The organism is Pseudomonas sp. BBP2017 (genome assembly GCF_003024385.1).
Classification (GTDB): domain Bacteria; phylum Pseudomonadota; class Gammaproteobacteria; order Pseudomonadales; family Pseudomonadaceae; genus Aquipseudomonas.
Genome location: NZ_PVZN01000014.1, coordinates 50888 through 62727 on the forward strand (window position 1 = coordinate 50888; position 11840 = coordinate 62727).

The 11840-nt window shown below is 59.9% G+C and carries 11 protein-coding genes; 4 read left to right on the forward strand and 7 right to left on the reverse strand.

From position 1 onward, the window contains the following. Window positions 1-42: 42 nt before the first annotated feature. Together C6382_RS17080 and C6382_RS17085 are read right to left on the reverse strand one after the other, a co-directional pair. On the reverse strand, window positions 43-438 hold the full coding sequence (locus tag C6382_RS17080; RefSeq protein WP_107025556.1) for a Mor transcription activator family protein: 396 nt from the start codon (window positions 436-438) through the stop codon (window positions 43-45). Window positions 439-656: 218 nt separating this feature from the next. Beyond that, entirely contained in the window at window positions 657-1118 is a 462-nt protein-coding gene (locus tag C6382_RS17085) for a hypothetical protein (protein ID WP_107025557.1), read from the reverse strand. 158 nt (window positions 1119-1276) lie between these two features. On the opposite strand from C6382_RS17085, the gene C6382_RS17090 reads away from it, so the two are divergent. Further along, window positions 1277-1465, forward strand: a complete 189-nt coding sequence (locus tag C6382_RS17090; RefSeq protein ID WP_038612844.1) for a hypothetical protein — start codon at window positions 1277-1279, stop codon at window positions 1463-1465. 36 nt (window positions 1466-1501) lie between these two features. Here the strand turns inward: C6382_RS17090 and C6382_RS17095 are convergent, their stop codons facing one another. Then, window positions 1502-1888 carry a fe2+ zn2+ uptake regulation protein gene (locus C6382_RS17095; RefSeq protein WP_107025558.1) on the reverse strand — a complete coding sequence of 129 codons (387 nt, stop codon included), beginning with the start codon at window positions 1886-1888 and terminating at the stop codon, window positions 1502-1504. A 212-nt stretch (window positions 1889-2100) separates the two neighbouring features. Between C6382_RS17095 and C6382_RS17100 the strand changes: the two genes are divergently transcribed. Next, the gene (locus tag C6382_RS17100) at window positions 2101-3912 is read left to right on the forward strand and encodes a penicillin acylase family protein (protein WP_107025559.1); all 1812 of its coding nucleotides are present in this window, start codon (window positions 2101-2103) and stop codon (window positions 3910-3912) included. Here the strand turns inward: C6382_RS17100 and yegQ are convergent. Further along, the gene (yegQ, locus tag C6382_RS17105) at window positions 3893-5215 is read right to left on the reverse strand and encodes a tRNA 5-hydroxyuridine modification protein YegQ (protein WP_371919632.1); all 1323 of its coding nucleotides are present in this window, start codon (window positions 5213-5215) and stop codon (window positions 3893-3895) included. The genes C6382_RS17100 and yegQ overlap by 20 nt on opposite strands. A 269-nt stretch (window positions 5216-5484) precedes the next feature. Between yegQ and C6382_RS17110 the strand changes: the two genes are divergently transcribed. Then, window positions 5485-6195 carry a cyclic nucleotide-binding domain-containing protein gene (locus C6382_RS17110; protein ID WP_107025561.1) on the forward strand — a complete coding sequence of 237 codons (711 nt, stop codon included), beginning with the start codon at window positions 5485-5487 and terminating at the stop codon, window positions 6193-6195. A 149-nt stretch (window positions 6196-6344) separates the two neighbouring features. Beyond that, entirely contained in the window at window positions 6345-6569 is a 225-nt protein-coding gene (locus C6382_RS17115) for a hypothetical protein (RefSeq protein WP_107025562.1), read from the forward strand. A gap of 34 nt (window positions 6570-6603) precedes the next feature. Here the strand turns inward: C6382_RS17115 and C6382_RS17120 are convergent, their stop codons facing one another. From C6382_RS17120 to nuoM, 3 genes are all read right to left on the reverse strand, one after another. Then, a complete protein-coding gene (locus tag C6382_RS17120) occupies window positions 6604-8658 on the reverse strand; it encodes a TonB-dependent receptor domain-containing protein (protein WP_107025563.1) in 2055 nt (684 codons plus the stop codon). 145 nt (window positions 8659-8803) lie between these two features. Continuing rightward, window positions 8804-10273: an NADH-quinone oxidoreductase subunit NuoN gene (gene nuoN / locus C6382_RS17125; RefSeq protein WP_107025564.1), complete on the reverse strand. Its 1470-nt coding sequence runs from the start codon at window positions 10271-10273 to the stop codon at window positions 8804-8806. A gap of 7 nt (window positions 10274-10280) precedes the next feature. Next, entirely contained in the window at window positions 10281-11813 is a 1533-nt protein-coding gene (gene nuoM / locus C6382_RS17130) for an NADH-quinone oxidoreductase subunit M (RefSeq protein ID WP_107025565.1), read from the reverse strand. Window positions 11814-11840: the final 27 nt, after the last annotated feature.

Below are 11840 nucleotides of genomic sequence, written 5' to 3' on the forward strand. Positions count from 1 at the left end.
CATCATTGTGCGGGAGCTGCCTTGAGCGCCGAGGTTAGCGGCTCAAGGGGTGAGGCGAGAGAGTGCACATGACTCCTGGCGGCGAATGTTGCCGATCTGGCGCAAGCTCAAGCCGTATTTATTGGCTAGCATGCTGCGCGAGAGGCCCTCGGCGCTTTCCTGCTGGATTTGTTGATTGCGCAGTTGGCGCAGGAAGTGGTCGACCTTGGGAATTTCCAGAGCCATACCAGCAAAACGTTTGATCAGCGCGTCCAGGGCTTCTGCGGGTAGAACGTCTGCCAGTGCGGTGCGTTCACGATGCTTGGGGATGTACTTGGGGCGGCCACCGAAAGCACAGGTCAAGTTGTAAGCGTTTTCAATACCCAGGCATTCGATCAGCATCTGCAGCGAATGGGGCAGTTGGTGAATGTCGATACGGTCGAGGTCGTGCAGTTCCATAGTGACTTCCTTGTAGGGATTGGCTTGACACCTTCATGTTTGAACATCCCAGCCGGTCGTAACAGGCCGCAAGCGCAGCAGGGGCGGTGGGCATCGGGTATATGGTTTGTAGGCAACGTGGGCCATTGGAATAGGAAAGTCATGGCTGATACTGCGTAACCCCTTGGTTCCGCGTTCCAGGTGCTTGGTCGAGGGGGGTAAGGTCTGGCAACCCATGTTTACTGGCAGGGGTGCACCAGCAGCAGGCTGATTTGCCCGAGGTAGGGGGCGGGCCGGTTCACGGCGTGCTCCGGGAGGGCGCGCCAGTCTACCCAGATGCACACGGCACTTAGGCTGGTTTGTGCGTGTTTACCTACGATTTTCGGGGCAAAGTCCCGGCGATACAGGACTTGGGTCTGGTTGACTGCACTTGTCTCTTTTGGCTGCGACAGAGTCAGAGCTGCTGCCTTGATGAGTTCGTTGGAATCAAGGCTGAAGTGGGGAACCGTCGATTGTTCGTGCAGGTACCCGGCGTGTCGCGAGCGCTGCCAGAGTTGTTGCCACTGGCTGGCACCTGCGTGTTCGGCCAGTTGTTTGCCCAGTGCAGCGCGTTGATCGGGGGAGAGTGTCGTGGTGGGGAGCGCCAGGGCCTCAAGGCCAACCAGCAAGGTGATGCCACTTAATAATCGACCGAGGAGCATGGCGACTTTCCATTCGTCTGGGACTATGCCCGGGACGCCATGGTTTCAGGAGCAAGGTCACTGCAGAAGGAGGAAATTGTCCGCTTGCGGCAAAGCTGCGTTGTATGATGCGCGTCGGCCGTCCCGGGCCCTTACCCCGATGTTGCAAGGAAATATCAATGACTCAAGGTCAACGCCTGAAATATTCCATTCTGATCTCCCTGCTGGTGCTGGGGATCATGCTCGGTCTGTCCTACCTGCAGAAGCAGGGGACGATCAGTGAGCAAGTGTTCCAGTACATTGCCATTGCGGTGGCAGTCGCGGTTGTGGTGATCAACGGCATCATGCGCCGCAAGGTCAAGCTCTGAGGTGATCCGCGCGGCCGGCATATGCCGGCCTTTCGCTTAGCGTGGGCACGTTTGCTCCAGAATGCTGCGGGCCTCGGGGTTGAGGCTGTAGCACTTGTCGTTGCCCATGCAGATCACACCCTCGACGCACAGGCGCTTGAGCACTTCCCGGACACTGAGGAACGACAGGGGAACATCCAGCTGTTCAAGGTGACTGTGGACGCCGCGTACGCCGATGCTGCGCCCGTTCCTGTCGGCCATGTGCAAGGCATCGATGACCTTGAGGCGGATCAGGCTGGTTCGCAGCCCGAATGACCTGAGCAGTTCGCGAATATGTTCGTTGCCGGGGCGCTCGCTTTCGCGATTGTCGACTTTTACGGTCAAGGCTTGCCGAGGTTTTCGCTCGGGGCGGTTGGCGATCGCTGCCTGTTGCTGGTTATACATGTGAACGCTCCCTTTCGTGGCCAGTCCAGATACCGTCAAAATTGTTGCCTACACCCTATAAGACGAATGAGCGTGGCAAAACTGCAGTACCCGGGGAAAAAATTATCGAGCCACTTAGGTAAAGACGTTTCAGCGAGGCAGATTCCGTAAATTTATCGCCTGCGCTTCGTTCAATCAGGATCAATAGTTCCCTGATCGGTGCAGGAGTGTCCGTGATCAAAACCCATCCGTTGGCAAGCGTTTGTCTGGCCGGACTGCTGGTCTGCCTCAGTTTTGCTTCCCAGGCCCGTGTTGCTCCTGGTGATGCCAGCGCCGAAATTCGCCGTACCAGCTTTGGGGTACCGCACATCCTGGCCCGGGATGAACAGGGTCTGGGCTATGGCATTGGTTATGCCTACGCCCAGGACAACCTGTGCCTGCTGGCCAACGAGGTGGTCACGGTCAACGGCAAACGCTCACGTTACTTCGGGCCTGAGCAGGTAACCTTCGAACAGCGCGAGAACCTGGCCAGTGATCTGTTTTTCAGCTGGCTCAACACGCCTGCTGGTGTGTTCGGCTTCTGGCAAGCACAACCGACGCAGGTACGGGCCTTGCTCGAAGGCTATGCCAAGGGCTACAACCGCGCACTGGCCGAGCGCGTTGCCCAGAGGCAGGGTGCCCCATGCCTTCAGGCGCAGTGGTTGCGACCGATCACCACGCTTGATCTGGTCAAGCTCACCCGGCGCCTGTTGGTTGAAGGTGGGGTCGGGCAGTTTGCCGAAGCCCTGGCGGGCGCTACCCCGCCCAATGCCATCGCGCGCCTGAACGTGGATATGGGCGTGGCTCAAACACGCCAGAACAATTTCGCTCTGGAGCGTGGCAGCAATGCCGTAGCGGTCGGCAGCGAGCGATCGGCCAGTGGCCATGGCATGTTGCTGGCTAACCCGCACTTCCCCTGGGCAGGCGGCATGCGCTTTTACCAGATGCAGCTTACCGTGCCCGGCAAACTGGATGTCATGGGTGCCGCCTTGCCGGGTCTTCCCATGATCAACATCGGTTTCAACCGTCATCTGGCCTGGACCCACACCGTGGATACTTCCAGACACTTCACGGTGTATCGGCTTGAACTCGATCCCAAGGATCCGACCCGCTACCTGCTCGATGGCAAGTCGATACCCATGAACCGCCAACGTCTGACGGTGTCGGTCAAGGGTGAGGACGGCAAGCTGACCGCGCTCAACCGTGACGTTTACAGCTCGGTGTTCGGCCCGATAGTACAGTGGCCCGGACGCTTGGGCTGGGACAAACAGCACGCTTTCAGCCTGCGCGACGCCAATCTGGACAACACTCGGGTACTGCAGCAGTGGTACAGCATGAACCAGGCTGACAGCCTGGAAGCGTTGCAGGACTCGGTGTATTGCTTGCAGGGTATTCCCTGGGTCAACACCCTGGCCGTGGACGCCAAGGGGCAAACCTTGTACCTGAATCAGTCGGTGGTGCCTTTTGTCGACGCTGCCTTGCTGGCACAGTGCAGCGATCCGGCAGCGGGACAGGAGTTGATTGTGCTCGACGGTTCGCGCAGTGCCTGCAGTGCCTGCAGCTGGAAAATTGACCCGCGTGCGGCGCAGCCTGGCATCTTTCCAGCCCAACTGCTACCGAGCCTGAGCCGTGGTGACTTTATCCAGCAAGCCGCCGACGGCACGCCGATTCACGGCGGGCCTGCCAGCCTGGGGGTCTACAATGCGATCCAGAGTGTAGCGACCGGGCCAGGCAAGCGCCTGGTGGTCAGTGGTACCAGCTATTTGCAGTTGGTGACCTTTGATACCAAGGGGCCGCAGGCCTTGGGGCTGTTGGCTTTTTCGGAGTCCAGCGAGGCAGAGTCGGTGCATGCCAGTGACCAGACTCGGGCTTTTTCGGCCAAACAGTGGCAGGTGATTCCCTTCACCGAGGCGCAGATCAAGGCTGATCCACAGTATCGCTCACTGGTCATACGCGAGGCAGATGCGGCGGTGGTGGTCAGAGCCGTTAATGCATCAGTTCCTTGAGTAACAAGCCAAACCCCAGGTCTACCTGCTCGGGAATCGGCAGGTAGACGGTATGCCCGTCCCCCGGAGCTACCTCGATCGATGCCCCCTGACGATCGCGCAACTGGTGCAGATCAAAATGATAGTTGCCACGCGGGGTCATCAACTCCAGATGATCACCCAAGGCAAAGCGGTTCTTGACCTTTACCTCAGCCAGCCCATCGACCCGCTCGCCAGTCAGTTCACCGACAAACTGCTGGCGCTCGGATACCGAATTGCCACGCTGATAGTTTTGATATTCGTCATGCACGTGACGCCGCAGGAAGCCTTCGGTGTAACCACGCTGGGCCAGCGATTCAAGATTGAGCATCAGGCTGCGGTCGAACTCACGGCCCGCCACGGCATCATCAATGGCCTGACGGTAGACCTGAGTGGTGCGCGCGCAGTAGAAATGCGATTTGGTGCGGCCCTCGATTTTCAGTGAGTGCACGCCCATACGGGTCAGGCGTTCGACGTGCTGCACTGCACGCAGGTCCTTGGCGTTCATGATGTAGGTGCCGTGTTCGTCCTCAAAGGCCGGCATGTCTTCATCCGGGCGATTGCTTTCCTGGAGCAGGAACACCTGCTCGGTGGGTGCGCCGATCCCCAGAGTTGGCTGTACTTCGCGGACGATATCGCCGCTGGCATCTTCAGTGGCCGCTGTAGCGCTGTACTTCCAGCGGCAGGCATTGGTACAGCTGCCCTGATTGGCGTCACGGCGGTTGAGATAACCCGACAGCAGGCAACGGCCGGAATAAGCCATGCACAAGGCACCATGGACGAAGACTTCCAGCTCCATGGCCGGTACCTGCTGGCGGATCTCTTCGATTTCTTCCAGCGACAGCTCGCGGGACAGGATCACTCGGGTCAGCCCCTGGCTGCGCCAGAACTCGACACTGGCCCAGTTTACCGTATTGGCCTGCACAGACAGGTGAATCGGCATCTGCGGGAAGTGTTGGCGCACCAGCATGATCAGGCCCGGGTCAGACATGATCAGCGCATCCGGGGCCATCTCGATCACCGGGGCGAGGTCTTTGAGGAAAGTCTTGAGCTTGGCGTTGTGCGGGGCAATGTTGACCACCACGTAAAAACGCTTGCCCTGAGCCTGGGCCTCTTTGATGCCCAGCGCCAGGTTGGCGTGGTCGAACTCATTGTTGCGTACGCGCAGGCTATAGCGCGGCTGGCCGGCATAGACCGCGTCGGCGCCATAGGCGAAGGCGTAACGCATATTCTTCAGGGTGCCGGCTGGGGCGAGCAATTCAGGTTTGGCAAACGAGGTCATGATCAGGTCGCGGCAAAAGGCGCGGATGCTACCGGTAATGTCCCCGCGGGTAATTGATCCATGTCAATGGCGCTTTTGCCACTGCTCGCGTTTGCGTCGGTTGCTGCGCGCCGGTTATTTGCATTTATTCAATAAAATCAATGATTTGATATCAAATAACGATTATTGAGGAGCGTTTGAAGTCGGCTCACGGGACACTGGTCTAGCCCGTAAAGTGCGCTTGATGGAAACAGCCCAGGTGCACAGTGTGTTCCGCCATAAGGACCCGATAAATGCCTGAGCCCATTCGATTGCCAGCTTACCGCCAGACGCACTGCAAAACCTGCAGTCTCGCGCCGCTGTGCCTGCCTGGTTCGGCGAGCCCCGAAGAAATCGACATGCTCGATGACGTGGTCAAACATGTCCGGGCCCTGAAAGAGGATGAGTTTCTGTTTCGCCAGGGTGACCGTTTCAGCTCGATCTACTTGATACGGTCCGGCGTACTAAAGTCTGTTTGCCTGAGTGAAACCGGTGAAGAAAAGATCATCGGTATCCATCTACCTGGCGAGCCGATAGGTCTGTCAGGACTGGGTTCCGAAGCCTATCCGGTGTCAGTCCAGGCGCTGGAAACCACTGAGGTGTGCGAGCTCCCTTTCGCACCTCTCGATGAATTGTTGATCCGATTGCCGCAGATACGCCGGCTTCTGATGCGAGCGATGAGCAGTGAGATTCGCAATACACAACAAATGACCCGGTTGCATTCGAAAAAAGCCGCCGATGCACGGGTTGTTTCCTTGCTGGTTAACCTGGCTGCACGCTTTCACACCCTGGGATACGCAGCCAATCAACTGCACTTGAGCATCTCACGTAACGAAATTGGCAATTACCTGGGGCTGGCCGGAGAGACTGTTTCCCGGGTGTTCACCCGTCTCCAGCAAAATGGTCAGATCGAAGTGGACGGCAAACAGGTGCGCATTCTCCAACCCATTCAGCCTATCAACTAGCCGATGGATCAATGGCAGTGCTCAGCCTGCCTCAAGGACCCTAGATGACTTTGATTCTTTCGCATGGACCTTGGTCCGTCACGATTGCGCAGCCTACGGATTCACGTCCCGACTTTGAACCGCATTACACCTTGAATGAACGAGCGCAGGTGGACACCACCTACCGCTGGAACTGGAAAGGGCAGAACCTGACGGGTGTGAGCAACTGCACGTTCATCTTCACCAACCCGGAGCTGCGCAGTTTGACGACCTGGAGTACGTCACTCGGTCAGAGGGCCTGGTACGACGTGGCGCCAAGTGGCGTTGACTATGCCGGTGCCCAGGGGCATGCAAGCGCGAACGATGCAAGCAATGACAGTGACGACCTGGCTTAAACCCAGGGGCCCCTCGGCGGTATCAACTACCCAGTTAGCGGAAGCTGTAGGACACCCCGGCGTATACCCCGAAGCTTTCGCCGGGGGTTGAGTGGGCAATGTCCTTGCCGTTGTCGTTGTAGCCGGGGGTGACTGTGGCGGCATAGCGCTTGTTGGTCAGGTTGCGCAGGTCGATCCAGGTCTGCCAGTCCTGTTTCGGCGCGTTGTAGCCCAAGGTAGCGCCGAGCAGGGTGTAGGCGTCGGTCGGATAGCTGTTGGCGTAGTCGACCTGGACCTTGGAAGCCATCTGCGTATTGATCCCGGCGAAAAAGCCACTCGGCAGGTCAAAGCGCAGTTCGGCCTGGTAGTAGTGCATCGGGATACCGGGTAGACGGTTGTCAGCGAAGACCTCGTCGTCGCGGTAGTGGAAGTCACTGAAGGTATAGGCCTGACGCAGGGACAGCTTGCCGACGGCAGCGCGTTCCCAGAGCAGGCTGTCCAGCCCGGCCTCGATGCCCTGGTGCACGGTTGGGCTGGCGTTGAACTCCTTGGCGGGCAGGCCTTGCACGACCTCCACGGCTAACAGCTCGTGGCGCACGTCCGAGTAGTACCAGGCCAGGTCCCAGCGGCCGATGGACGACTCGCCGCGTGCACCCAGCTCCAGGGTGGTGGCGGTCTGGTTCTGCATTTCGATAGGCAGGGTGGCGCTGGTCGAGCTCCAGATCAGCGACCACGGATGCGGCGGCTCCACCGAGCGACTCAGGTTGCCATAGACCTGCAACCGAGGGCTGATGTCGTAACGCAGGCCCAGGCGTGGGGCGTAGTCCCAGTCGTGCTGGCTGACCTTGCCACCATTCTCCGGGTAGGTCACCTCACTTTCGCGCCGGGTGTAGATCATCGCCAGGCCGCTGGTCAGCCACAGATCAGGGATCAGCTCTAGCTCGTTGCCGATGTGTACCACGGTGTCCGAGCCCTGGTAGCTGAAGTCTCGGGTCCGGGCGCCAGTGATGTCGTCTATCCGGGCAAACTGTGAAGCACCGCTGTTGGGCAGGTGCTTGGTGGTCCGCCAGCCTACGGTCGACTTGCTCTGGTGTCCGAATAGGGTGTCTGCACGGAAATAATTCAGTGTGCCGCTGACGTCGGTATAGGCGACCTTGAGGCGCATCGGGCCTTCGCGCAGGTCCATCGGGTAGTCGTGGTAGACCAGCCCGGTTTCCAGCCGGGAGTCGTCGTCCAGATAGGAAGTGGTCTTGTTGCCCACCCAGGTGCTGCCCGGTTGCGGGCGGCTGTCATCACGGGTCAGGTAGGCCGGGTTGGCGTCGCGTGGGTGATGCTTGATCTGTTCCTGGGTCAGGCGCCCGGCCAGCTCATTCTCGGTTTCCCGATAGCGCAGGTAGAAGCGGGTTTCAAGGCTCGGGTTGAAGCGATAACCGACATTGGCGGCGATGCCCTTGCTGCTGCCGCTGCTGTGCTCCTGGTAACCATCGTACTCAGAATCGGTCAGGGCCACGTAGTAGTCCAGCTCACCCAGCACCTGGCCGGAGCTGATCTGGCGTTTGGCATAGCCACGGCTGCCCAGCTCATAGCGTACTTGCAAGGGCGCGGCATCATGGCCGGTATGGGTGATGTAGTCGATGGCACCGCCCAGAGCCAGGGCGCCGCGGTCGAAGCCGTTGGCGCCGCGCAGGACTTCGGCGCGGCTCAGCCACAACGGTTCGAACAACTCATATGGAGTGCCGCCAGGACCGGTCAGCGGCAGGCCGTCAAACATCGTATAGACGCCTGAACCATGGCTACCCGGCGCACGGTTGATGCCCGAACCGCGGATCGACAACTTGATACCGTCGTTGCCGGCAGATTGGGCAAACACGCCCGGCTGGTAGGCGAGTACATCCTGATTGCTGGCGACTCGACCTTGCTCCACCCGTTGCATGTCAATCAGGTTGCTGGCGCCTGGTACCTGATTCAGACGTTCGCGAGCGTCCTGCAGCTCGCTCTGCTCCTGTTCCTGGATAAGGATCTGGCCAAGTTCAATGCCATCGCTGGCCTGGACTGAAGCGGCGCAGGAAATCAACAGGGCAAGGGAGGAGCGGGGTAGGGGGGGACGCATCGAAGGAGTTCCGGGACTGTGAGCGGGTATCTGACGTCGCAACTATCAGACGAAGCACAGTCAGGGCTCTACAGTCGCGGTGATCCTACAGGGGCAGGAAACAAAACACCCCGCTAAGGCGGGGTGTCTGTTATTGCAGGATCGATCAGCCGATCAGTTGCAAACCTGCATGCTGGACCATGTCCAGCAACGGCTGCGGGTACACACCCAGCACAAAGGCCAGGATCGCGATCGCCAGCAGCATGACGCCACCGGTGCGCTGTTCCCAGTTCAGCGGGGCATCGTGACGACGCAGGTTCGGTTCGATCAGGAACAGGGTGACCATCACCCGCAGGTAGTAGAACACGCCGATGGCACTACCGATCACCAGGGCACCGACCAGCCACCACAGCTGCGACTCGACGCCGGTAGCGATGATGTAGAACTTGCCGATGAAGCCTGCGGTCAGTGGGATACCGGCCAGCGACAGCATCATCACGGTCAGTACTGCGGTCAGGTATGGACGGCGCCAGAACAGGCCGCGGTACTCGTACAGGGCATCTGCGTCACGGCCGTTGTACGGCGAGGACATCAGCGTGATGACACCGAACGCGCCCAGGCTGGTGATCACGTAGGTGACCAGGTACACGCCAATGGCTTCGACGGCCAGACCCTTGCTCGCCACCAGGGCGATCAGCAGGTAACCGAAGTGGGCGATCGACGAGTAACCGAGCAGACGCTTGAGGTTGCTCTGGGTCAGTGCCAGCAGGTTACCGATCAGGATCGAGGCGACAGCGATTACCGACAGCACGGTGGTCAGCACGCCGCTGCTGGCAGCAGGGGAGAGCATGAACAGACGCACGACAACGGCAAACACCGCGACCTTGCTGGCAGTGGCCAGGAAGGCGGCGACCGGCGCCGGAGCACCTTCGTAGACGTCCGGGGTCCACAGGTGGAAAGGCACCAGCGACAGTTTGAACGCAAGGCCCACCAGCATCATGCCCAGGCCCAGCTGAGCCAGCAGACTTGGCATGTTGGTGGCTGCCAGGGCTTTACCGATACCGTCGAAGCTCAGGCTGCCAGCGTCGGCATACAGCAGTGCCATACCGAACAGCAGGAAGGCGGAACCGGCGGCCGACAGCACCATGTACTTGATGCCGGCTTCCAGCGAACGCTTGTTGAAGAAGGCATAAGCGACCAGGCCATAGACCGGTACCGAGAGCAGCTCCAGGCCAATGAACAGGCCAGCCAGGTGCTGCGCGCTGACCAGTACCAGGCCACCCAGGGCAGCCATCAGGATCAGCAGGTACAGTTCTTCGCGGTTGCCCGGGTAGCCTTTGCCGCCGTCACCCAGATAGGCATGGGCGAGGGTTACACAGGCCAGGGTGGCGACCAGGATCAGCGCCATGTACAGGCAGGCAAATTTGTCGATGGTCAGCAGCGGAGTGACCGCCAGTGGCACGACTTTGAGTACCGGCAGGATCGACAGCAGGGCCAGGTTCAGGCCCACGATCGACAGCAGGAAGGTTTGCGAGTGGTTGCGCCGCCAAGCGATTGCCAGCATCACCACGACAACGGTGATGGTGGTAATCAGCAGCGGCGCAAGCGCGATAAAGTGTTGAATCGTCAGGTCCATAGCGCTCTTACCGGGCCGAAGCGAGTTGAGTGAAAGCGGAGCCGAACCACTGCTGCACACCACTCATGGTGGCGGCGGAAGTGTCCAGGAACGGCTGCGGGTAGACGCCCAGCAAGATCAGCAGGCCAGCCAGGCCCAGTACCATGATCATTTCGCGGGTATCCATGCCAGCCAGGACTTCGTCCGACTTCGCCGGGCCGAAGTAGGCACGGTGAATCATGATCAGCGAGTAGACCGAACCGAACACCAGGCCGGAAGTGGCGATGACGGTGACCCATGGCGAGGCGACGAAGCTGCCGATCAGGATCAGGAACTCGCCAACGAAGTTACCGGTGCCCGGCAGGCCCAGCGACGCTGCCGCGAAGAACAGGCTGATGGCCGGCAGGTAAGCGATGCGATGCCACAGGCCGCCCATCTCACGCATGTCACGGGTGTGCAGGCGCTCGTACAGCTGGCCGGCGAGGATAAACAGTGCCGCCGCCGACAGGCCGTGAGCCAGCATCTGGATCACCGCACCTTGCAGCGCTTGCTGGCTGCCGGAGTAGATACCGATCAGCACGAAGCCCATGTGCGAAACGCTGGAGAAGGCGACCAGACGCTTGATGTCGGTCTGGGCGAACGCCAGGAAGGCACCGTAGAAAATCCCGATCAGACCCAGGGTCATGGCGATCGGCGCGAATTCGGCCGAGGCATTCGGGAACAGCGGCAGGGCGAAACGCAGCAGGCCGTAGGCCGCGGTTTTCAGCAAGATACCGGCGAGGTCCACCGAACCTGCGGTCGGTGCCTGGGCGTGCGCGTCCGGCAGCCAGGAGTGGAACGGCACCACCGGCAGCTTGACCGCGAAGGCGATGAAGAAGCCGAGCATCAGCACGTATTCGGTGCCGGCCGGCAGTTCGGCCTTGAGCAACTGGGTGTAGTCGAAGGTGATCACACCGGTGTTGCTGTAGTTGACCAGTACCAGACCGAGAATCGCCACCAGCATGATCAGGCCGCTGGCCTGAGTGAAGATGAAGAACTTGGTGGCGGCGTAGATCCGGGTCTTCTTGCCGTCGGAGGAGCTGTGACCCCAGAGCGCGATGAGGAAATACATCGGCACCAGCATCATTTCCCAGAAGAAGAAGAACAGGAACAGGTCCAGGGCCAGGAACACACCGACCACGCCGCCCAGAATCCACATCAGGTTGAGGTGGAAGAAGCCGACGTGACGCTGGATCTCTTTCCAGGAACACAGTACCGAAAGTACACCGAGCAGGCCGGTGAGCAGGATCATCAGCAGCGACAGGCCGTCGAGGGCCAGGTGCAGGCTGATGCCGAAGCGCTCGATCCACTGCACTTTGAATTCGACTGCCCACTCAGGCGCAGCGCCTGGAGCAGGGGCCAGAGTGTAGTCCCCGTTGGCCCACAGCCAGAGGCCGATACCAAGCAGCAGGGACATGGTCAGCAGCGCAATCCAGCGTGGCAGGGTGGCGCCGAAGCGCTCACCCAGCCAGCACAGCAGGCCGCCGATAAAGGGGATCAGGATCAGCCAAGGCAAAATCATGACGGGCTCAATTCCTTTCGCAAAGTC